The 22,141-nt window shown below is 70.7% G+C and carries 14 protein-coding genes; all 14 read right to left on the bottom strand.

Going from position 1 to position 22,141, the window contains the following annotated elements; all coding sequences use genetic code 11:
• Nucleotides 1-49: 49 nt before the first annotated feature.
• Complete coding sequence (locus ACIQ87_RS05045) at nt 50-1,267, bottom strand: ABC transporter ATP-binding protein (protein WP_402401619.1); 1,218 nt, start codon at nt 1,265-1,267, stop codon at nt 50-52.
• Nucleotides 1,251-2,309, bottom strand: coding sequence for an ABC transporter ATP-binding protein (locus ACIQ87_RS05050; protein ID WP_402401622.1), 1,059 nt, complete (start codon nt 2,307-2,309; stop codon nt 1,251-1,253). The genes ACIQ87_RS05045 and ACIQ87_RS05050 overlap by 17 nt, the downstream gene beginning before the upstream one ends.
• A gap of 16 nt (nt 2,310-2,325) precedes the next feature.
• Nucleotides 2,326-3,330: an ABC transporter permease gene (locus tag ACIQ87_RS05055; RefSeq protein WP_402401625.1), complete on the bottom strand. Its 1,005-nt coding sequence runs from the start codon at nt 3,328-3,330 to the stop codon at nt 2,326-2,328.
• A complete protein-coding gene (locus ACIQ87_RS05060; protein WP_402401628.1) occupies nt 3,323-4,249 on the bottom strand; it encodes an ABC transporter permease in 927 nt (308 codons plus the stop codon). Before ACIQ87_RS05060 ends, ACIQ87_RS05055 begins: the two co-directional genes overlap by 8 nt.
• A gap of 163 nt (nt 4,250-4,412) precedes the next feature.
• The gene (locus tag ACIQ87_RS05065; RefSeq protein WP_402401630.1) at nt 4,413-6,038 is read right to left on the bottom strand and encodes an ABC transporter substrate-binding protein; all 1,626 of its coding nucleotides are present in this window, start codon (nt 6,036-6,038) and stop codon (nt 4,413-4,415) included.
• Between the two features lie 180 nt (nt 6,039-6,218).
• Nucleotides 6,219-7,238 (bottom strand): ABC transporter ATP-binding protein, encoded by a 1,020-nt coding sequence (locus ACIQ87_RS05070; RefSeq protein WP_392873649.1) that lies wholly within the window; start codon nt 7,236-7,238, stop codon nt 6,219-6,221.
• Complete coding sequence (locus ACIQ87_RS05075; RefSeq protein WP_402401633.1) at nt 7,231-8,280, bottom strand: ABC transporter ATP-binding protein; 1,050 nt, start codon at nt 8,278-8,280, stop codon at nt 7,231-7,233. The genes ACIQ87_RS05070 and ACIQ87_RS05075 overlap by 8 nt, the downstream gene beginning before the upstream one ends.
• Before the next feature lie 19 nt (nt 8,281-8,299).
• Complete coding sequence (locus ACIQ87_RS05080; RefSeq protein ID WP_402401636.1) at nt 8,300-9,241, bottom strand: ABC transporter permease; 942 nt, start codon at nt 9,239-9,241, stop codon at nt 8,300-8,302.
• Nucleotides 9,234-10,160: an ABC transporter permease gene (locus ACIQ87_RS05085; protein WP_402401639.1), complete on the bottom strand. Its 927-nt coding sequence runs from the start codon at nt 10,158-10,160 to the stop codon at nt 9,234-9,236. The genes ACIQ87_RS05080 and ACIQ87_RS05085 overlap by 8 nt, the downstream gene beginning before the upstream one ends.
• 140 nt (nt 10,161-10,300) lie before the next feature.
• Entirely contained in the window at nt 10,301-11,935 is a 1,635-nt protein-coding gene (locus tag ACIQ87_RS05090; protein ID WP_402401642.1) for an ABC transporter substrate-binding protein, read from the bottom strand.
• 431 nt (nt 11,936-12,366) lie between these two features.
• Nucleotides 12,367-14,271, bottom strand: a complete 1,905-nt coding sequence (gene typA / locus ACIQ87_RS05095; RefSeq protein ID WP_402401645.1) for a translational GTPase TypA — start codon at nt 14,269-14,271, stop codon at nt 12,367-12,369.
• Nucleotides 14,272-14,619: 348 nt separating this feature from the next.
• Nucleotides 14,620-16,440, bottom strand: a complete 1,821-nt coding sequence (locus ACIQ87_RS05100; protein ID WP_402401648.1) for an ABC transporter family substrate-binding protein — start codon at nt 16,438-16,440, stop codon at nt 14,620-14,622.
• Nucleotides 16,441-16,533: 93 nt separating this feature from the next.
• Nucleotides 16,534-19,134 carry a SpoIIE family protein phosphatase gene (locus ACIQ87_RS05105; RefSeq protein WP_402401650.1) on the bottom strand — a complete coding sequence of 867 codons (2,601 nt, stop codon included), beginning with the start codon at nt 19,132-19,134 and terminating at the stop codon, nt 16,534-16,536.
• A gap of 228 nt (nt 19,135-19,362) precedes the next feature.
• Nucleotides 19,363-22,125 carry a SpoIIE family protein phosphatase gene (locus ACIQ87_RS05110; protein ID WP_402401653.1) on the bottom strand — a complete coding sequence of 921 codons (2,763 nt, stop codon included), beginning with the start codon at nt 22,123-22,125 and terminating at the stop codon, nt 19,363-19,365.
• Nucleotides 22,126-22,141: the final 16 nt, after the last annotated feature.

Genomic DNA, 22,141 nt, shown 5'->3' on the forward strand with positions numbered 1-22,141 from the left:
AAGGGGCGCGCCCCCACCCGGGAGGACGCGCCCCGACAGAGGCCCCGGGTCAGCCGGAGCCCAGCCCGTCCGGCCCCGCCTCCCCCTCCGCCGTGCCGTGCCCGGTCTCGCGCTCCGCCGCGCTCTGCCCGATCTCGCGCTCCGCCGCGCTCTGCCCGATCTCGCGCTCCGCCGCGCTCTGTCCGATCTCGCGCTCCGCCGCGAAGTGGCACGCCGAGTCGTGCCGCGCCGCCCCGTCCAGCCAGGACGGCGCGGCCAGCAGCGGCACCTCGACCTCGCACCGCTGCTGCGCCTTCCAGCAGCGGGTGCGGAACCGGCAGCCGGACGGCGGGTTGGCCGGCGAGGGCACGTCGCCGGTGAGCACGATCCGGTCGCGCGTCTCCCGCGCCGTCGGGTCCGGCACCGGCACCGCGGAGAGCAGCGCCTGGGTGTACGGGTGCGTCGCGTGGTCGTAGATCTCCGCGTCGCTGCCGATCTCGACCACCTTCCCCAGGTACATCACCCCGACCCGGTCGGAGATGTGCCGGACGATCGAGAGGTCGTGCGCGATGAACATGTACGACAGGTTGAACTCGCCCTGCAGCTGCTCCAGCAGGTTGATCACCTGCGCCTGCACCGAGACGTCCAGGGCGGAGACCGGCTCGTCGCAGATGATGATCTCCGGCTTGAGCGCCAACCCCCGGGCGATGCCGATGCGTTGGCGCTGGCCGCCGGAGAACTGGTGCGGATAGCGGTTGATGTACTCGGGGTTGAGCCCGACCACGTCCAGCAGGTCCTGGACGGCCTTGCGGCGGTCGCCCTTGGGCGCCACCTCGGGGTGGATCTCGAACGGCTCACCGATGATGTCGCCGACCGTCATGCGCGGGTTGAGCGAGGTGTACGGGTCCTGGAACACCATCTGGATGTTCCGCCGGACGGCCCTCAGCCCCGCCCCGGAGAGCCGGGAGATCTCCTCCCCCTTGTAGCGGACCGATCCCGAGGTGGCGGGCTCCAGGTTCATCAGCACCTTGGCCAGCGTGGACTTCCCGCAGCCGGACTCGCCGACGACCCCGAGCGTCTCGCCCTGCATCAGGTCGAAGCTGACCCCGTCGACCGCCTTCACCGCGCCGACCTGCTTCCTGAACAGGACGCCCTTGGTGAGCGGGAAGTGCTTGACCAGGTCCCGGACTTCGAGGATCGGCTCGCCGCGCGGCACCTCCTGCGCGAAGACGACCTCCTCCGGCAGCGCCGCGCCCAGCGCGCTGGCCCCGTTAGCGGTCGTGGCCATGGAGGGTCTCCTTCCAGAAGAAGCAGGCGCTGCCGCGCCCCTCCAGCGGCATCCCGTCCTCCTCGGTGACCGGGAACAGCTCCGGCACCTCGACCCGGCAGACGTCCTGGGCGCGCGGGCACCGCGGGTTGAAGGCACAGCCCTTGGGGATGCGCAGCAGGTTGGGCGGCAGCCCCTTGATGGCGTAGAGCTCCTGGCCCTTCTGGTCCAGCCGGGGGATCGAGTCCAGCAATCCCCTGGTGTACGGATGCGCGGGCCGGGCGTACAGCTCGTGCACCGGGGCGGTCTCCACGATCCGGCCCGCGTACATCACGGCGATCTTGTCCGCGACGTCGGCGACCACGCCGAGGTCGTGGGTGATCAGGATCAGGCCCATGTTGTACTCGGCCTGCAGCTCCGCGAGCAGGTCCATCACCTGGGCCTGGACCGTCACGTCCAGGGCGGTGGTGGGCTCGTCCGCGATGATCAGGTCCGGTTCCAGGGCCAGCGCCATCGCGATCATGATCCGCTGCCGCATGCCGCCGGAGAACTGGTGCGGGTAGTCGTTCACCCGCTGCCTGGCGGCGGGGATGCGCACCCGCTCCATCAGCTCGACGGCCTTCTCCTTGGCCTCCTTGCGGGAGACCTTCCGGTGCGAGCGGAACATCTCGCCCAGCTGGTAGCCGACGCTGAGCACCGGGTTCAGCGCGGACAGCGCGTCCTGGAAGATCATCGCGATCTTCTGGCCGCGGATCCGCCGCCGCTCCTCCTTGCCCAGCTTGAGCATGTCCCGGCCCCGGTAGAGGATCTCGCCGCGCGGGATCCGGGCGGGCGGCATGTCCAGGATGCCCATGATCGCCTGCGCCGTCACCGACTTGCCCGAGCCGGACTCCCCCAGCACCGCCAGCGTCTCCCCCGCCGCGACGGAGTAGTTGACGCCGTTCACCGCCCGGGCGACGCCCTCCCTGGTGACGAACTCGACGTGCAGGTCGCGGACGTCGAGCAGCGGCCCCTGGTACGGCGCCTCCTGCTCGCGCCCGGCGGTGTCCACCGCTGTACTCACGATGCGCTCCCCTCGCTCAGCGAAGCTTCGGATCGAGGGCGTCGCGCACCGCGTCGCCCAGCATGATGAAGGCCAGCACGGTGATCGAGAGCGCCGTGGCCGGGAAGAACAGCACGTACGGCGCGACCCGGATGACCTTCTGGGCGGAGGCGATGTCGATGCCCCAGGAGATGGTCGGGTCCTGCAGACCGATGCCGAGGAAGCTCAGCGTCGCCTCGGTGGCGATGTAGCCGCCGAGGGCGATGGTCGCGACCACGATCACCGGGGCGATCGCGTTCGGCAGGATGTGCCGGAACATCAGCCGGCCCGTCCCGGCCCCGAGCGCCCGGCCGGCCACCACGTAGTCGGACTGCTTGACGGTCAGCACCGCTCCGCGCATGACGCGGGCGATCTGGGTCCAGCCGAGCACGCCCAGCGCGACGACCACGGTCCACACCGTGCGGGTGGCGAAGGCGTTCAGCAGCACCAGCGCGCCGAGCAGCAGCGGGATGCCGAAGAAGATGTCGGTGATCCGGGAGAGCAGCGCGTCGATCGAGCCGCCGAAGTAGCCGGCCGCCATCCCGGTCAGCCCCCCGAGCAGGGTGACGGTGGCGGTCACGAAGATGCCGACGGTGATCGAGGCCCGGGCGCCGTACACCACCCGGGCGTAGATGGACCGGCCCTGCGCGTCGTAGCCGAACCAGCCGGCCCCGAAGAAGTCGCTCCAGTCCGGCCGCCTGAGGTAGTTGTGCACCAGGTCGGCCTGGCGCGGGTCCGCGTCGGTGAACGCCCCGGGGAAGATCGCCATGATCACCAGCAGCAGGATCAGCAGCGCCGAGAGCAGGAAGATCGGCCGCCGGCGCAGGTCCCGCCAGGCGTCGCCCCACAGGCTGCGGGCCGCCTCCCGCTTCTCCACGTCGGGTTCGACTAAAGTCTCCTGCTCGACGGCCATGCCCTGCTCGCCCGCGTAGTCGAGGCGCACGACCCCCGGCTTGGGGTGCGGTTCGTACGACTCCTCGTCGTGGATGTCGGGCTCAGGCATAGCGGATCCTCGGGTCCAGGACCGCGTAGAGCAGGTCGACGAGCAGGCTGGCGACCAGGTAGACGATCACCAGGACGGTCACGATGCCGACCACGGTGGGGCCCTCCTTCTGGTTGATCGCCCGGTACAGGACGTTGCCGACGCCCTGCACGTTGAAGATGCCCTCGGTGACGATCGCCCCGCCCATCAGCGCGCCGAGGTCGGTGCCGAGGAAGGTGACCACCGGGATCAGCGAGTTGCGCAGCAGGTGGCGGGAGGTGATGGTGCGCCTGGGCAGGCCCTTGGCGACCGCGGTGCGCATGTAGTCGGCCCGCAGGTTCTCGCCGATCGACGTCCGGGTGAGCCGGGCGACGTACGCGAGCGAGAGCGAGCCCAGCACGATCGCCGGCAGGATCAACTGGGTCAGGTCGTAGCTGTCCTGCACCGTCGGCGTGACCCAGCCCAGGTTGGTGGCGAACACCGTCTGCGCGATGTAGGCCAGCACGAAGACCGGGATCGAGATGACCACCAGGGTCAGGATGAGCACCAGGGTGTCCGCGATGCTGCCGCGCCGCAGCCCGGAGACCAGGCCCAGGGCGAGGCCCACGACCGTCTCGAAGACGAACGCCATCAGGGCGAGCCGGATGGTGACCGGGAAGGCGTCCGCCATGATGTCGGTGACCGGACGGCCGGTGAAGCTGGTGCCGAAGTCCCCCTGGAAGAGGTTCCCCATGTAGTGCAGGTACTGCTTCCAGATCGGCTGGTCCAGGTAGTACGTGTGCTTGATGCTGGCGACCACGGCCGGGTCGGCGGCCTTCTCGCCGAACAGCGCCGCGACCGGGTCGCCGGGCAGCGTGTAGACCATCAGGAAGATCAGCAGCGTGGTGCCGAAGAACACCGGGATCATCTGCAGCACCCGCCGCAGCACGTAACTGCCCATCCGAGCCTCCTTCCTAGGTGTCCGAGCGGGTTCCGAGCGGGTTCCGACCGGATGTCCGGCCGGGGTGCCCGGCTGGGGTGCCCGGCCGACCGGGCCGGTCGGCCGAGAGACCGCGCCCCGCCCTCCGTGCGGGGAGGACGGGGCCGGCGCGAGGAGTCGGGGCTCAGCCCTTGACCTCGACCTGGGTCCAGGCCGGGTTGCCGAAGGAGTCGAACTTCACGTTCTGCACCTTGGTCGAGTAGCCCGAGTTGGTGCGGTAGTACCAGAGCGGGACGGCCGGCATCCCGCTCGGCAGCACCGCCTCGGCCTGCTGGTAGCCGGTCACCGTGTCGGCGACGCTGGGGGCCTCGTCGGCCTTGGTGGCCGCCTCGTCGAACTGCGGGCTGCTGTAGCCGAAGTCGTTGGACGCGGCACCGGTGCGGTACACGTCGGCCAGGAAGTTGGCGTTCAGCGGGTAGTCCTGCACCCAGCCGGTGCGGAAGGCGCCGTTGACGGTGTGCCCGGTGATCGCGGCCCGCGCGGTCTTGAAGTCGGGCTTCGGGTCGCCCAGGCAGTCGACCCCGGTGCTCTGCCGGATCGAGTTGCAGACCGCGTCGACCCACTCCTTGTGGCCGCCGTCCGCGTTGTAGGTGATCATCAGCTTGTTGCCGGGGACGCCGCCGCCCTCCTGGATCAGCTGCTTGGCCTTGGCCGGGTCGAACTTGCAGAAGTCGCCGCAGGTGCCGGACTTGTAGCCCTCGACACCCTCGGCCACCCAGGCGGTGGCGGGCTTGCGGGAGCCCTGGAGCACCGTCTTGGTGATGGTGTCGCGGTCGATCGCCATCGACAGGCCCTGGCGCACCTTGGCCTTCTCCGGCGGGGCCCAGTCGGCCTGGTAGAGCGTGAAGCCGATGTTCTGGATGGCGCCCTGCGGCTCGTCCACCGCGCGGTCGCCGAGGTCGCTCTTGTACGTGGCCAGCGCGGACGGCGGCACCTGGTCCATCACGTCCAGGTTGTTGGACTGGAGGTCGGCGTAGGCGGCCTCGGACGTGGTGTACATCTTGAAGACGACGCCGCCGTTCTTCGGCTTGTCCACGCCCTGGTAGTCGGGGAAGGCCTTGGTGGTCACGTTGCTGTTGTGCGACCAGCTGACGAACTGGTACGGGCCGTTGCCCACCGGCTTCTGCCCGTACCCGGCCGGGTCCTTGAAGAAGCCCTCGGGCAGTGGCGAGAAGGCGATGTAGCCGAGCTTGTACTCGAAGTACGAGACCTTGTGGCTGAGCTTGACGGTGAAGTGGAGGTCGTCGGTGACGGTCAGCCCGGACATCTTGTCGGAGGTGGGCTGGCCGGAGGCCGGGTGGACGTCCTCGTAGCCCTCGATGTCGGAGAACCAGGAGCTGTTGATCTGGTTGTTGGCGGGGCTGGCCCCCCAGTTCCAGGCGTCGACGAAGTTCTGGGCGTGCACCGGGGTGCCGTCGTGGAACTTCCAGCCGTCCTTCATCGTGATCTCGAAGGTCTGCGAGTCACTGGTGTCGATCTTCTCGGCGACCTGCATCCGGATCCGGGCGTCGCTCGGGTCGTAGTCGACCAGCCCCTTGAAGAGGTTCTGGATGATGCGACCGCCGCCGACCTCGTTCGCGTTGGCGGGCTGCAGCGGGTTCTGCGGCTCGTTGCTCTGGTAGCTGAAGGGCTTGCTGGCGTCCGAGGAGCCGCTGCCTCCTCCGCTGCCGTTGTTGCTGCACCCGGTGGCCACCAGGACCACGGACGTCGCGACGGCGAGGACCCAGCGAGCACGGGCGGCTACGGGCATGGAGGTTCCTCCTCAGGGGTTGTGTCGCATCACACCCCATGAGAAGCGCGCCCCGGCGACGGCGCGAGTCAGGAACACCCGGACGGGTGCGGTGACCTCCCGTCGAGTTGACGCGGCGCCGGAACGCCGGAAGGGCCCGCGGCGCGAACGCCACGGGCCCTTCCTGGAACCACCGCGGGATCAGGCCGCTGCGGCCTGCTCCCGGACCTCGGGGAAGTGGCAGGCCGACTCGTGCGCGGCCGGGCCCTTCAGCAGCGAGGGGACCGCGAGCAGCGGGATCTCCTCGGAGCACTTCTCCTCCGCCTTCCAGCAGCGGGTGCGGAAGCGGCAGCCGGACGGCGGGTTGGCCGGCGAGGGGATGTCACCGCTGAGGATGATCCGCTCGCGGGACTCGCGCGCCGTCGGGTCCGGCACCGGCACCGCGGAGAGCAGCGCCTGGGTGTACGGGTGGGTGGCGTTCTCGTAGATCTCCTCGTCCGAGCCGATCTCGACCATCTTGCCCAGGTACATCACGCCGACGCGGTCGGAGATGTGCCGGACGATGGAGAGGTCGTGCGCGATGAACATGTAGGAGAGGCCGAACTCGCCCTGCAGCTGCTCCAGCAGGTTGATCACCTGCGCCTGGACGGACACGTCCAGGGCGGAGACCGGCTCGTCGCAGATGATGATCTCGGGCTTGAGCGCGAGGCCGCGGGCGATGCCGATGCGCTGGCGCTGACCGCCGGAGAACTGGTGCGGGTACCGGTTGATGTACTCCGGGTTCAGACCCACGACGTCCAGCAGGTCCTGGACGGCCTTGCGGCGGTCGCCCTTGGGCGCCACCTCGGGGTGGATCTCGAACGGCTCGCCGATGATGTCGCCGACCGTCATGCGCGGGTTGAGCGAGGTGTACGGGTCCTGGAACACCATCTGGATGTTGCGGCGGACGGACTTGAGCGCCGCGCCGGACAGCCGGGAGATGTCCTCACCCTTGAACAGCACCTGACCGGAGGTGGCCCGCTCCAGGTTCATCAGCACCTTGGCCAGCGTGGACTTGCCACAGCCGGACTCGCCGACGATGCCGAGGGTCTCGCCCTTCTTCAGCTCGAAGGAGATGCCGTCGACCGCCTTGACCGCACCGACCTGCTTCTTGAAGAGGATGCCCTGGGTCAGCGGGTAGTGCTTGTGCAGGTCCTTGACCTCCAGGATGTTCTCAGCCATGGAGGGTCTCCTTCCAGAGGTGGCACGCGCTGCGGCGGCCGGCGAGCTCCTTGCCGTCCTTGTCCGTCACGTGGTGCAGCGCCGGGATCTCGGTGCGGCACAGGTCGGTGGCGACGTCGCAGCGGGGGTTGAACGCGCAGCCGGTCGGAACCTTCAGCAGGTTCGGGGGCAGGCCCTTGATCGCGTACAGCTCCTGGCCCTTCTGGTCCAGGCGCGGGATGGAGCGGAGCAGGCCCTTGGTGTACGGGTGCGCGGGGTTCGCGTACAGGTCGTGCACCGGGGCGGTCTCCACGATCCGGCCCGCGTACATCACGGCGATCTTGTCCGCGACGTCGGCGACCACGCCGAGGTCGTGGGTGATCAGGATCAGGCCCATGTTGTACTCGGCCTGCAGCTCCGCGAGGAGGTCCATCACCTGGGCCTGGACGGTCACGTCCAGGGCGGTGGTGGGCTCGTCCGCGATGATCAGGTCCGGCTCCAGGGCCAGCGCCATCGCGATCATGATCCGCTGGCGCATGCCGCCGGAGAACTGGTGCGGGTAGTCGTCCACCCGCTGCCGGGCGGCGGGGATGCGCACCCGGTCCATCAGCTCGATGGCCTTCTCCTTCGCCTCCTTCTTGGAGGCGCCCTGGTGCACGCGGAACATCTCGCCGAGCTGGTAGCCGACGCTGAGCACCGGGTTCAGCGCGGACAGCGCGTCCTGGAAGATCATCGCGATCTTCCGGCCGCGGACCTGCCGCCGCTCCTCGTTGCTCATCTTGAGCATGTCCTTGCCCCGGTACAGGATCTCGCCCTGCGTCACCTTGCCCGGGGGCATGTCCAGGATGCCCATGATGGTCTGCGCCGTCACGGACTTGCCGGAGCCGGACTCGCCGAGCACGGCGAGCGTCTCGCCGGCCGCGACGGAGTAGTTGACGCCGTTCACGGCCTTGGCGATCCCGTCCCGGGTGTGGAACTCCACGTGGAGGTCCTTCACCTCCAGGAGAGGGGTGCCAACTTCGAGACGATCGTTCTTCTGGTTGTTCTCGATCACGGTGGTCATCGGGTCGTCACCTCTTCTCTCAGCGGAGCTTCGGGTCGAGGGCGTCGCGCACCGCGTCGCCAAGCATGATGAACGCCAGCACGGTGAGGCTCAGCATTCCGGCCGGGAAGAACAGGGCGAACGGCGCCGTACGGATCACCTTCTGGGCCGAGTTGATGTCGATGCCCCAGGAGATGGTCGGGTCCTGCAGACCGATGCCGAGGAAGCTCAGCGTCGCCTCGGTGGCGATGTAGCCGCCGAGGGCGATGGTCGCGACCACGATCACCGGGGCGATCGCGTTCGGCAGGATGTGCTTGAACATGATCCGGGTGGTGCCGGCGCCGAGCGCCTTGGCCGCCGTCACGAAGTCGGCCTGCTTGACCGTGATCACCGAGCCGCGCATGACACGGGTCATCTGGGTCCAGCCCAGGGCGACCAGCGCGAAGACCACGCTCCACACGGTGCGCGAGGTGAAGGCGTTCAGGACCACCAGCGAGCCGAGCAGCAGCGGGATGCCGAAGAAGATGTCGGTGACGCGGGAGATGATCGTGTCGATCCAGCCGCCGAAGTAACCGGCGAGCATACCGGCGATGCCGCCGATGATGGTCACGCCGAGGGTGACGCAGATGCCGACCACGACCGAGGCGCGGGCGCCGTAGATGACGCGGGCGTAGATGCTGCGGCCCTGGAGGTCGTAGCCGAACCAGTCGGGCTGGAAGAAGTGACTGTAGTTCGGCTTCGACAGGTAGTGGTTGCGCAGGTCGCCGGCCCGCGGGTCCACCGAGGTGAACAGGCCCGGCGCGATCGCGATGACGATCAGCAGCAGGATGAGCAGCGCGGAGATCACGAAGATCGGCTTGCGGCGCAGGTCGTGCCAGGCGTCGGAGCCGAGGCTGCGCGCCTTCTCCGGCTTGGCGACCGCGACTGCGGCGGCCGGGGCCGGAGTCTCCTCGGCCGTCTTCTTCTCGGTCAGGTCAGGCATAACGGATCCTCGGGTCCAGGACCGCGTAAAGCAGGTCGACGATCAGGCCAGCAACCAGGTACACGATCACCAGGAAGGCGACGAAGCCGGAGACCGTCGTGCCCTCCTTCAGGTTGATCGCGTGGAAGAGCGCGTTGCCGACACCCTTGACGTTGAAGATGCCTTCGGTGACGATCGCGCCGCCCATCAGGGCGCCCAGGTCGGTGCCGAGGAAGGTGACCACCGGGATCAGCGAGTTACGCAGCAGGTGGGTGCCGATCACCTTGCGCCGCGGCAGGCCCTTGGCCACCGCGGTGCGGACGTAGTCGGCCTTGATGTTCTCGGCTATGGAGGTGCGGGTGAGACGCGCCACGAAGGCCAGCGACACCGAGCCGAGCACGACGGCCGGCAGCACCAGCTGGGTGATGTCGTTGGAGTCCTGGACCGTCGGGGTGACCCACTTCAGGTTGTCCGCGAAGATCGTCTGGAAGATGAAGCCGAGCACCGGGATCGGGATCGAGATCAGCAGCAGGGTGAAGATCAGGGCGCCCTTGTCGAACGCCTTGCCGCGGCGCAGGCCGGCGAACAGGCCGATGCCGATGCCCAGCACGATCTCGATGACGAACGCGAACAGCGCCAGCCGGACCGTGACCGGAAGCGCCTCGGTGATCACGTCGAGCACCGGCCGGTTGGCCAGGGTGGTCCCGAAGTCACCGGTGAGCAGGCCTCCCATGTAGTGGAAGTACTGCTGCAACATCGGCTTGTCGAAACCCATTTGGTGCCTCAGGGCGGCAACCTGGGCCGGGTCCGGCGCCTTGTCGCCCCACATCGCGGCCACCGGGTCCCCCGGCAGCGCGTGCACCATGACAAAGATGAGCAAGGTCGTTCCGAAGAAGACCGGGATCATCTGGAGCAGTCGCCTCGCGACAAAGCGCCCCATCGTGCCTCCATGTATGGCTCTGCCGGGCCCGTCAACCCGGCAAGAGATAAGTCGGCGTGCCAACGGCCGGTGCCAGTCCTCGCCCTTGTGGGGATGGACGGGCACCGGCCGTTGTCACCGGGTCAGGCGGTGCCGACCGATTACTTCTTCTTGACCTCGACGTCGGTGAAGACCGGGTCGCCGAAGGAGTCAAACTTCACGTTCTGGACGTTCTTGGAGTAGCCGGAGCTGGTCTTGTAGTACCAGAGCGGGATGGACGGCATGTCCTTGGCCAGCTGGGCCTCGGCCTGCTGGTACAGCTCGGCGGTCTTCTCGACCGAGGTGGCGGCGTCCGCCTCCTTGGCCAGGCGGTCGAACTCCGGGCTGGAGTACTGGTTGTCGTTCGACGAGGCGCCGGTGCCGTAGACGTCACGCAGGAAGTTGGCGTTCAGCGGGTAGTCCTGCACCCAGCCGGTACGCATCATGCTCTGGACCTGCTTGTTGGTGACGACGTCACGCACGGTCTTGAAGTCCGGCTTCGGGTCACCGGTGCAGTCCACGCCGGTCGACTGGCGGATGGAGTTGCAGACCGCGTCCACCCACTCCTTGTGGCTGCCGTCGGCGTTGTACAGGATGGTGACCTTGCCGCCGGGGACGCCGCCGCCCTCGGCGATGAGCTGCTTGGCCTTCTCCGGGTTGAACTTGCAGAACTCACCGCAGGTGTCGGCCTTGTAGCCCATGACGCCCGGGGCGACCCACGAGTCGGCGGGGATGCGGTTGCCGTTCAGCACGGTCTTGGTGATGGTGTCGCGGTCGATCGCCATGGAGATGCCCTGACGGACCTTCTCCTTGCCCGGGGCGTTCCAGTCGCCCTGGTACAGCGCGAAGCCGACGTTCTGGATGGCGCCCTGAGCCTGGTCGACGGCGCGCTTGCCCAGGTCGTCCTTGTACTTCGGGAGGTCGGTCGAGTCGACCTGGTCCAGGACGTCCAGGGTGTCGGACATCAGGTCCTTGTACGCGGCCTCACCGGCGCTGTAGTTCCGGAAGACGATGCCGCCGTTCTTCGGCTTGTCCGAGCCGGTGTACTTGTCGTAGGCCTGGACGGTGACGGCCTTGTTGTGCTCCCACGAGACGAACTTGTAGGGGCCGTTGCCGACCGGCTTCTGGCCGAAGCCGGCCGGGTCGGCGAAGAAGCCCTCGGGCAGCGGGGAGAAGGCCGTGTAGCCGAGCTTGTACGTGAAGTACGAGACGGGGCTGGTCAGTTCGATGGTGAAGTGGGTGTCGTCGACGATCTTCAGACCGGACATCTCGGTCGCGGTCGGGTCGCCCTTCTCCGGGTGGACGGCGTCGTAGCCGACGATGTCGGAGAACCAGGACGAGTTGATCTGGTTGTTCTTCGTGTTGGCCGACCAGTTCCAGGCCTTGACGAAGGACGCGGCGGTGACCGGGGTGCCGTCGTGGAAGGTCCAGCCGGACTTCAGCGTGACGGTGTAGTTCTTGGCGTCGGTGGTCTCGATCTTGTCGGCCACCTGGTTGCGCAGCGCACCGGTCGCGGGGTCGTAGTCGACCAGGCCCTTGAAGAGCACCTTGACGATACGGCCGCCGATGTTCTCATTGGCGTTGGCCGGCTGGAGCGGACGCTGCGGCTCACCGCTCTGGTAGCTGAAGCTGGCGGCGGCGTTGACCGCACCGCCCTCGGAGCTACCCCCGGAGGAGTCGCTGCTGCTGCACGCAGTCGCAGCGAGGGCGACAGCAACAGCTGCGACAACCCACTTGGCCTGGCTCGCACCGCGCATCGGTGTGCCTCCTGAATTCGACGTTGCAACGAGGAAGGCATCGCGGAACGGTGGTCACCGGGCCCGCTGTGCCGTCCGCGCTCGTGGTTTCGGCGCGCACCCCTGCGCGTTCACCCTTGACCCGAGCCTGACTGCACCCACTATCCGTCACGCACGGACACGAAAGTGACCAGTGACGATCTCAATTAGGTCACATGAACAGTCGGTAAGTTTCGAAAACCGGACATTTGAGACATAGCCAGACAGGCACCAAACGGACAGTCGTCACGGATGACGAACTGTCACGTCCGCTCAGCGGACACTCTGGTGTGATGAGCGCTATTCCGTGAATAGCGGACCCGACAACTTGGAGTAGTTGAAAAAGTTCGCCCCCCTCTCCATGGGAAAGGGGGGCGAATCATTTCGGCCAATGGCCGTTCAGTGCGTCCGGATCACGCCTTCTTGGCGCGCGAGGCGGTGCGACCGCGGTCCTTCTGGTCCAGAACGACCTTACGGATGCGAACCGTCTCCGGGGTCACCTCGATGCACTCGTCCTCGCGGCAGAACTCCAGCGACTGCTCCAGCGAGAGCTTGCGCGGCGGGACGATCGACTCGGCCACGTCGGCGGTCGAGGACCGCATGTTGGTGAGCTTCTTCTCCTTGGTGATGTTCACGTCCATGTCGTCGGAACGCGAGTTCTCACCGACGATCATGCCCTCGTACACCTCGGTGCCCGGCTCGCAGAAGAGCACGCCGCGCTCCTGGAGGTTGGTCATCGCGAAGGCGGTCACCACGCCGGCCCGGTCGGCGACCAGGGAGCCGTTGTTGCGGGTGGTCAGCTGGCCGAACCACGGCTCGTGGCCCTCGTGGATCGAGTGGGCGATGCCGGTGCCGCGGGTGTTGGTGAGGAACTCGGTCCGGAAGCCGATCAGGCCGCGGGACGGGACGACGAACTCCATCCGGACCCAGCCCGAGCCGTGGTTGGACATGTTGTCCATCCGGCCCTTGCGGACGCCCATGAGCTGGGTGACGGCACCCATGTGCTCCTCGGGCACGTCCACGGTGAGGCGCTCGACCGGCTCGTGGGTCTTGCCGTTGACCTCCTTGGTGACCACCTGCGGCTTGCCGACGGTCAGCTCGAAGCCCTCGCGGCGCATGGTCTCGATCAGGATGGCCAGCGCCAGCTCACCGCGGCCCTGCACCTCCCAGGCGTCCGGACGCTCGGTGTCCAGCACGCGCAGCGAGACGTTACCGATCAGCTCGCGGTCCAGGCGGTCCTTCACCTGGCGGGCGGTGACCTTGCGGTCCACCTTGACGCCGGACTTGGCGTCGGCGCCCTTGCCGCTGCCGCCACGGCCGACCAGCGGGGAGGTGTTGGTGCCGATGGTCATCGAGATGGCCGGCTCGTCCACCGTGATCAGCGGCAGCGCGATCGGGTTCTCCGGGTCGGCCAGGGTCTCGCCGATCATGATGTCGGAGATGCCGGCGACGGCGCAGATGTCACCGGGGCCCGCCACCTCGGCCGGCTTGCGGGTGAGCGCCTCGGTCATCAGCAGCTCGGAGATGCGGACGTTCTGGATCGAGCCGTCACGCTTGATCCAGGCCACGGTCTGGCCCTTGCGCAGCTCGCCCTGCTCGACGCGGAGCAGCGCGATGCGGCCGAGGAAGTTGTCGGCGTCCAGGTTGGTGACGTGGGCCTGGAGCGGGGCTTCCTCGTCGTAGCTCGGGGCCGGGACGTGCTCCAGCAGCGTGGAGAAGAACGGCTCCAGGTTGGTGCTGTCCGCGGGAACGGTGCCGTTCTCCGGCTTGGTCAGCGAGGCGACGCCGTCACGGGCGCAGGCGTAGACGATCGGGAACTCGATCTGCTCCTCGTCCGCGTCCAGGTCCAGGAACAGGTCGTAGGTCTCGTTGATGACCTCGTCGATCCGGGAGTCCGGACGGTCGGTCTTGTTGATGCAGAGGATGACGGGCAGGCGCTGGGAGAGCGCCTTGCGCAGCACGAAGCGGGTCTGCGGCAGCGGACCCTCGGAGGCGTCGACCAGCAGGACGACCGCGTCCACCATCGACAAACCGCGCTCGACCTCGCCACCGAAGTCGGCGTGGCCCGGGGTGTCGATGATGTTGATGGTGATCGGCGCACCACCGTCCTTGGGGTGGTACTTGACCGCGGTGTTCTTCGCGAGAATGGTGATGCCCTTCTCGCGCTCCAGGTCGTTGGAGTCCATCATCCGGTCATCGAGCTGCTGGTGGGCCGCGAAGGCGCCGGCCTGCTTGAGCATGGCGTCGACCAGCGTGGTCTTGCCGTGGTCGACGTGGGCGACGATGGCGACGTTACGGATGTCGTTGCGCGTGGGCATGCCTTGCGGATTCTCCCGGAATCGTGGGTTGCGGCGCCCGGCTGCGTGACGCGCACTTGCGATCCCTGTCGATCGCCGCCGCCCGTTCCGCCTGCTACTACCGGTCCACCCGCCGGGCACATGGCCATGCCGCGGCTTCCTCCTATCGTACGGGGAAGGGCGGAGGTCGGCGGAAACGAGCTGGTCCGGCGGGATCAAGATCACAGGCGGGTCACACGCCGTTCACCGACCGGCCGTGCTCCGACGGCCTTCCGTTCGTGATCCGACGGCCCGGAGCCCGGCCGCGCCCCGGATCGCCGACGACTCCCCGCGCCGCTTCGCCCGGGAGCTGCGGCAGCCCGCCCCGCCCTAGTCCCGCCCGGTCTCCGGTTCGCTCCAGCCCACGTCCTGGAATCGCGGCCACCCGAAGCCGTACGCGCCCGCGCCGACCACCCCGGTCCTGACCCCGACCAGCTCCGGCCGCTGGTAGAGCGGCACCGAGTGCCCGAGCTCCCAGATCCGTACGTCCGCCTCCTGGAGCAGGTCCAGCCGGGCCGCCTGGTCCGGCTCGGCGGCCGCCCGGTCGAACAGTCGGTCGATCTCCTCGGTGCCGCTGCGGCCGAAGTTGCCGCCCGGCTCGGGCACCCCGTCGGGGTCGGGCCGGGGCTTGGCGTAGGCGGGGCGCTGTTCGATCGCCGGGCTGGGGCCGGCCGGCCAGGTGAGCAGCGCGAGGTCGTAGTCCCCGGCGGCCAGGTGCTCCCCGACGAAGGAGTCGGCGGGCACGGGCACCTGCTGCACCGCGATCCCGGCGTCCGCGAGGCCGGCGGTGAGCGCGTCGGCGGCGCGCTTGGCGGTCGCCGAACCGGCCGGGACGAGCATCGAGAGGGCGAGCGGCTTGCCGTCCTTGGTCCGGGTGCCCCCGCCGCCGGGCCGCATCCAGCCCGCCTCGTCCAGCAGTCGGCCCGGGTCCCCCGGACCGGCCGCGCCGCTGTTGTCCCGGTAGCCCTCCTGGTCGCCCGCGAGCAGGTGGCTGCCCAGCGGCGCGGCGGGCAGGCCGAGCGGGGTGAGCGCGGCGTCGGCGATCCGCTGCCGGTCGACGGCCCGGGTGAGGGCGCGGCGCACCAGCGGGTCGGTCAGCGGGCCGCGCGCGGCGTTGAGGGTGAGCTGGGTGAGCGAGGCCGCGGCGGCCCGGTGCACGGTGACGTCGGGCAACGACTCGGCCCGGTGCAGTGCCAGTGCCGCCGCCTCGGGCGCGGCCGCGGGCGGCGGCGCGACGGAGGGGGAGGCGCCGGCCGCGGTGGCGCCGACGGTCGGGACCGGCACCGCCCGGTCGACCGCCGCGGTGAGCGGGGCGATGTCCAGCTGGTCCTGGTCCAGCGCGTCCAGCCGCTGCTCGGGCGGCGCGGCGAGGAAGTCGATCCGGTCGGCCTTCGGCGGGTCGCCCCACCAGAGCGGACTGCGCACCATGCTGACCGTCCCGTCCTCGGCGTCGTACCGGGCCACGGTGTACGGCCCGGCGCTCGGCCCGCCGCCGGTCAGCGGTCGGCCGAACGCGGCCGGGGTGGCCGTCTCGGCGGCCGGGTAGAGCGGGCCGAACAGCGAGCGCCAGTCGGCGTACGGCCGCCGGAAGGTCACCCGCACCTCGGACGGGTCGGCGCCCTGGGTGACCGAGTCGATGGCGTCGTACCCGACCGCCCGCGGGCCCCCGTACGCCGGGTCCAGGCCGGACAGCGCGGTCCACTGGGCGTCGAGGTCGGCGGCCGAGACCGGGGTGCCGTCGCTCCAGACGGCGTTCGGGTTGAGCCGGTACGTCACCACCTGCGGCCCCGGACCGGGCGGGGTGGACTCGGCGCCGGCCAGGTAGTCCGGATCGGGGACGAGCCGCCCGTGCTCGTCGGGCCGGAACAGCGAGGGGTACAGGGCGTGGGCGAGCAGCGCCGAGTCGGCGTTGGCCGAGCCCTGGTAGACGTTCAGCGTGGCCGGGACGTCGTCCACCGCCCAGCGCAGCGTGCCGCCGTCCCGGACGGCGGTGCGGTCGGCGGGCCCGACGTCCCCGGTGGTGGCGGTGGGATCGGCCGGGACGGGCACGGGGGCGGGTGTCTGGGCGGGCCCCGGGTCGTCGGAGCAGCCGCCGAGACCGGCGGCGAGCAGCAGCGCGGCGGCTGCGGCGGTGAGCTGGCGGACGCGCATGGCGGCCATCGAACGCCGCCCGGGGCCCTGGGACCGTGCCGACACGGCGGGCCGCCGGGCGACTGCACCCGTCCGGCCCACCGTTTCCGACGACTACAGCGCCAGCTCGAACCAGACGATCTTGCCCTTGGGCGTGCGCCGGCTGCCCCAGCGCTCGGCCAGCAGGCTGACCAGCTGCAGGCCGCGCCCGCCCTCGTCGGTCTCCTGGGCGCGCCGCTGCCGGGGCTGGGCGTAGCCGTCGTCCCAGACCTCGCAGACCAGGCCGCGCTCGCGCAGCAGCCGCAGCCGGATCTCGCCCCGGCCGTGCTTGAGCGCGTTGGTGACCAGCTCGCTGACCAGCAGCTCGGTGGTGTCGACCAGCTCGTCCAGCCCCCGGGAGAGCAGCCAGCTGCACGCCAGCTCCCGGGCCTTGGCCACCGAGGTGGGCTCGGGCGGCAGGAACCAGTTGCCGACGGCGTCGTCGGGGAAGGCGTGCACCTTGGCCATCAGCAGGGCGATGTCGTCCTCGCCGTGGTGCGGGTTGAGCTCGCCGAGCACGTGGTCGCAGAGGTCCTCCAGCCCCTTGCCCTGGTCGGAGAGCGCGGAGCGGAAGGCCCGCAGGCCCTCGTCCAGCTGGTGTTTGCGGCTCTCCACCAGGCCGTCGGTGTAGAGGGCGAGCACGGCGCCGTCCGGGAGGGTCAGCTCGACCTCCTCGAAGGGCTCGCCGCCGACGCCGAGCGGCAGGCCGGGCGGCACGTCGAGCATCCGGGAGCCCTCGCCGGGGCTGAGCAGCACGGGCGGCAGGTGGCCGGCGTTGGCGAAGATGCAGCGGCGGGTGACGGCGTCGTAGACCGCGTAGACGCAGGTCGCGAGGTAGACCTCGCGGGCCTCCTCGTCGGCGGTCGAGGTGAGCCGCCCGTACGGGGTGGGCGGGCCGGCCGGGACCGAGTCGTCGCCGAGGCCGCGGGCGATCTCGTCCAGCGCGGTGAGCACCTCGGCCGGGTCGAGGTCGAGCATCGCCAGGGTGCGGACGGCGGTGCGCAGCTGGCCCATCGCGACGGCGGCGCGCAGACCGCGGCCCATCACGTCACCGATGACCAGCGCGGTGCGGTTGCCGGGCAGCGGAATGACGTCGAACCAGTCGCCGCCGACCTCGGTGTTGTTGTTGCTGGGCAGGTAGCGGCAGGCGATCTCCAGGCCGCTGGCGGCCGGGTTGCCCGGGGGCAGCAGGCTGCGCTGGAGGATCAGCGCCCGCTCGTGCTCGCGCCGGTAGAGCCGGGCGTTGTCGATGCAGACGGCGGCGCGGGCGACCAGTTCCTCGGCGATCGCGACGTCGCGGGCGTCGAAGGGCTCGCTGCCGATCGCCCGGGAGAGCTGGACGAGGCCGAGCACCTGGTCGCGGGCGACCAGCGGGACGATCAGGGTGGAGCGCAGCAGCGGATCGCGCCCCGGCTCGGGGACGACGCTGCGGCCGGTGCGCAGCGCTCGGGCGTGCGGGGAGCGGCGCGGGTAGCAGAGGGTGCCGCCGGCCTCGGCGATCGGCAGGCCGGTGACCGAGCCGAGCACCGAGGAGGCGCCGCCGACCACGCTGGAGACGGCGACCCGGCGCAGTTCGCCGCTGCCGTCGGTGAGCACGGTGTCGCCGAGCCGGCCCGCGCTGGGCACGGTCTCGCCGGAGAGCAGCGCGGTGTACAGGTCGACGGTGGCGAGGTCGCAGAACGGCGGGACGACGACGTCCAGCAGCTCCTTGGCGGTGGTCTCCAGGTCGAGCGTGGAGCCGATGTGCGCGCTGGCCTCGTTGAGCAGGGCCAGGTTGCGGCGCACGCCGTCGGCCTCGCGCTCGGCGACATGCCGGCTGGTGACGTCGGAGACCTGCCCGGCGACGCCCATGGTCTGCCCGGCGGAGCCGTTCAGACGGTACAGCGAGACGGCCCAGAGCCGGTTGCCCTCGCGGGTCGGGACGGCGCCGTGGAAGCGCAGGTCGAAGACCGGCTCGCCGGTGGCCAGGACCTTGCGCAGGGCGGCGGTGAGCCGGTCGGCCTCGGACGGCGGGAAGAGGTCGTGCGGGGTGAGGCCCTCCAGGTCGGTGGGGACCAGGCCCATCCCTGAGGCGAAGGCGTCGTTGACCCGCTGCAGCCGCAGCCGGTCGTCGAACAGCACGAAGCCGGTGGGCGTCTGGCCGAAGACGGCCTCGGAGGCGGCCAGGTCGGTCTCGATCCGGCGCAGCCGCCCGAGGTCGACGGCCAGGCAGGTGGCGCCCGCGGTGGGCAGCGAGCTGTCGGGCATCAGGTAGAGCTCGGCGAGGCCCTCGCCGCCGTCGGCGTCCCGGTACGGGGTGGTGCCGACCCACTCCTCGCCCGCCAGGGTGCGCTCCAACCGGGCGCGGCCGCGCTGCCAGAGCTCGCGGGGGACGAAGGTGGCGATCGGGTCGGCTCCGACGGCCTCGGCGGCCGGGATGCCGAAGAACTCGGCGGCGCGCTCGCTCCACTGGCTGATCCGCCCGTCGGGGCCGATCGCGAAGGTGGCGACCCGGATGTAGTCGTAGATCGAGCCGGGGTCGTTGGCGCCCCAGGACCGGTCCCGGTCGGCGGGGCGGTGGCCGCGGCCCGCGGCCGCGCCGTCCCGTACGGGCAGGTGCGCGGACCCGGCCTGTCCGGGCACGACGGCATGACCGCTGCTGCTCGGCGACGCGCTCCGCGCCGGAGTGCTGTTCAACGGACCGACCCCTCCAACCCGCGACCGTCCGGATGTCGAGAAGACCGAGTATTCATCATCGAGGGGTACGTTCACACGCCCTCAACATCACAACATCAGATCGGGCGAAGGTTTTTGTCCTACCGCCCGCGCAACCACAATGCCACGCTCGCGCCCCCTTCCGGAGCGCACGCTCCCCCCGAGCGCCCGATGACATGTTCGACACCGCTCCCCTGCTGTTCGCTCCGATCACGACCCATCCGGCTCACTACCCGGCAGCGCCTGCTCGAACCAGACCACCTTGCCGATGCCCTCGGCCCGGGCGCCCCAGCGCAGTGCCAGCCGGTGGACCAGTTCGATGCCGCGTCCGCCCTCGTCGGCCTCGGCCGCGTGCCGCTCCCGGGGCGGGTCGGGCAGTGGGTCGGAGATCTCGACCAGCAGCGTCTCACCGAGCGTCAGCCGCACCCCGATGGGGGCGCTGGCGTACCGGACGGCGTTCGTGACCAGCTCGCTGACCAGCAGCTCGGCGGTGTCGGTGAGCTCCTCGACGCCCCACTCGAGGAGCGTGGCGCGGACCAGCCGGCGGGCCCGGGAGACGGCGGTGGGCTCGGCCGGGAGGGTCCAGCCCGCCGTCGGGGTGCCGGCCTGGCCGTGGCCGAGCCGGGCCAGCAGCAGGGCGACGTCGTCCGGCTCCCGGCCCTGCTCCATGGTGTCCAGCACCGCCTCGCAGGCGGCCTGGATGGAGGCGTGCGGGTCCTGGAGCACGGTGACCAGCCGGCCGAGGCCGACGTCCAGGTCCTTGTCCCGGGACTCCACCAGGCCGTCGGTGCACAGCGCCAGCAGGCTGCCCTCGGGGATCTTCAGTTCGACCGACTCGAACGGGACTCCGCCCACCCCGAGCGGGGCGCCGGAGGGCAGGTCGAGGATGCGGCCGGCGCCGCCGGGCAGCGGGCCGCCGGTGCGGGTCGGCTCCGCGGCGACCCCGCCCGGCACCACCAGCACCGGCGGGATGTGGCCGGCCTTGGCGACGATGAGCCGGGCCGTCGCCGGGTCGAACACCGCGTAGACGCAGGTGGCCAGCAGCGCCTCGTCCGGGCCCTGGGCGAGGTCGTCGGCCAGCTCGTGGACGTGCCGCAGCAGGACGTCCGGCGGCAGGTCGAGGGCGGCCAGCACCCGGACGGCGGTGCGCAGCCGTCCCATCGTGGCGGCGGCCCGCAGGCCGTGGCCCATCACGTCGCCGACGACCAGCGCGGTGCGGTCGCCGGGCAGCGGGATGACGTCGAACCAGTCGCCGCCGACCTCGGTGCCGCTGCTGCCGGGCACGTACCGGTAGGCGACCTCGACGCCGGTGGGCTGCGGGACCTGCTGCGGGAGCAGGGTGCGCTGGAGGGTGAGCGCGGCGGTGCGCTCGCGGGCGTAGAGGCGGGCGTTGTCCAGTGAGCTGCCGGCCCGGTCGGCCAGCTCGACGGTGAAGGCCAGGTCGTCCCGGTCGAAGCCCTCGCGGTAGCCGGCCCGGCTGACCAGCAGCAGGCCGATCACGATGCCGCGGGCGCGCAGCGGCACGACCAGCATCGAGTGCACGCCGAGGTCCCGGGCGGCCTGCGTCTTCGGGTCTCCGGGGTGGGTGACGTCTTCCAGCTGGTCGGCGCCGGAGATCAGCTCGGGCACGCCGGTGCGCAGCACCCGGCCGCAGGCGGAGTCCCCGGCGAAGGTGATCCGGGCGCCGCGGCGCAGCATCACGTCCACCTCGGGGCCGTCCTGGACGGAGGCGGTGCCGAGCTGGAGAAGCGAGGTGCGCCGGTCGTGGCCGTGCCGGGGCAGGTCGTCACCGTGCGCGACGGCCTGGAGCAGGATCACCGCCGAGTGGTCGGACAGCCGGGGGACGACCGAGCCGGCCAGCTCCTGGGCGATCCGGGAGGCGTCCAACAGGTCACCGACCCGGGAGCCGAACTCGTTGAGCAGCGAGAGCCGGCGCCGGGCGTGCTCGACCTTGGCGACCGCCCGGTAACGCTCGGTCACGTCCATCACGGTGCCGGAGATGCCGAGCACCCGGCCGGAGCGGTCGGTCATCCGGCTGTAGGAGATCGAGCGGTAGCCGGCCCGGGTGGTGACCGGGGACGCCAGGGTGACGTCGACGACCGGCTCGCCGGTGGCCAGCACCTGGCGCTGGATCGCGGTGATCTCGTCGGCCGCCCGCTCGGGAAGGGTCTCGCCGGTGGTGCGGCCGACGTGGTCGTCCGGGGCGACGCCGTTCATCTCGGCGAGCGTCCGGTTGACGGCGGTGTAGCGCAGGCCGGTGTCCATGATGGCGATGCCCAGCGGGGACTGTTCGAACAGCGCGTCGCGCAGCGCGAGATCCCGCTCGACGGCCTGGACGGCGGTCGCCTCGGCCATGCTGACCTGGAGGAACGGGGTGCCGTCGCCGTCCACCAGGAGGGAGACCCGGGCGTCCACGGCGACGGCCAGGCCGTCCCGGTCGAGCAGTTCGGCGTGGCCGGCCCAGCGGCCGTGCCGCAGGGTGGACTGGATCGCGGCCCGGATCCGGGCGACCTGCTCCCGGTCCGGGATCAGCTCGTCGATCCGGCGGCCGACCAGCAGCTCGTTCGGCCAGCCGAGCAGTTCCTCGGCGGCCGGGCTCCAGAGCACCACCCGGCCCGCGGTGTCCAGGATCGCGATGGCGACCTTGAGCATGTCCAGCAGGCCCTCGGCGGGCGTGCCGGAGCCCCCCGGGGCGTCGGTGGGCCCGCCGGGGAACGGCCGTCCGGGACGGCTGCGCAGGCCGCCGGGCCGGGGAGCCGGCTCGGCCACCGCCAGGGTCGGGGCCGGCTGGTGGGGCCGCGCGGTGGTGGGGGCGGCGGTGCCGGCGGCCTCGACGGTGCCGCCGCGACGGCGGCCGGCCGGAGGCTGGGGGGCGGCAGGACGGGCCGCGCGACGCAGTCGGGCGCGGGCGGCGGCGCTCCCCGCGGAGCCTGCCCGCCGCTCTCCCCCGCCGCCGTTCCCGGTACTCGACACCGACGGGGCCTCCGGC

The sequence above is a fragment of the Kitasatospora sp. NPDC096204 genome (assembly GCF_044763205.1).
Lineage (GTDB): Bacteria > Actinomycetota > Actinomycetes > Streptomycetales > Streptomycetaceae > Kitasatospora.

Excerpts from the sequence above, each read along its gene's own strand:
- ACIQ87_RS05090 (WP_402401642.1), bottom strand. The coding sequence starts at position 11,935 with ATGCGCGGTGCGAGCCAGGCCAAGTGGGTTGTCGCAGCTGTTGCTGTC.
- ACIQ87_RS05055 (WP_402401625.1), bottom strand. The coding sequence starts at position 3,330 with ATGCCTGAGCCCGACATCCACGACGAGGAGTCGTACGAACCGCACCCC.
- ACIQ87_RS05085 (WP_402401639.1), bottom strand. The coding sequence starts at position 10,160 with ATGGGGCGCTTTGTCGCGAGGCGACTGCTCCAGATGATCCCGGTCTTC.
- ACIQ87_RS05065 (WP_402401630.1), bottom strand. The coding sequence starts at position 6,038 with ATGCCCGTAGCCGCCCGTGCTCGCTGGGTCCTCGCCGTCGCGACGTCC.
- ACIQ87_RS05100 (WP_402401648.1), bottom strand. The coding sequence starts at position 16,440 with ATGCGCGTCCGCCAGCTCACCGCCGCAGCCGCCGCGCTGCTGCTCGCC.
- typA (WP_402401645.1), bottom strand. The coding sequence starts at position 14,271 with ATGCCCACGCGCAACGACATCCGTAACGTCGCCATCGTCGCCCACGTC.
- ACIQ87_RS05045 (WP_402401619.1), bottom strand. The coding sequence starts at position 1,267 with ATGGCCACGACCGCTAACGGGGCCAGCGCGCTGGGCGCGGCGCTGCCG.
- ACIQ87_RS05075 (WP_402401633.1), bottom strand. The coding sequence starts at position 8,280 with ATGACCACCGTGATCGAGAACAACCAGAAGAACGATCGTCTCGAAGTT.
- ACIQ87_RS05080 (WP_402401636.1), bottom strand. The coding sequence starts at position 9,241 with ATGCCTGACCTGACCGAGAAGAAGACGGCCGAGGAGACTCCGGCCCCG.
- ACIQ87_RS05070 (WP_392873649.1), bottom strand. The coding sequence starts at position 7,238 with ATGGCTGAGAACATCCTGGAGGTCAAGGACCTGCACAAGCACTACCCG.
- ACIQ87_RS05060 (WP_402401628.1), bottom strand. The coding sequence starts at position 4,249 with ATGGGCAGTTACGTGCTGCGGCGGGTGCTGCAGATGATCCCGGTGTTC.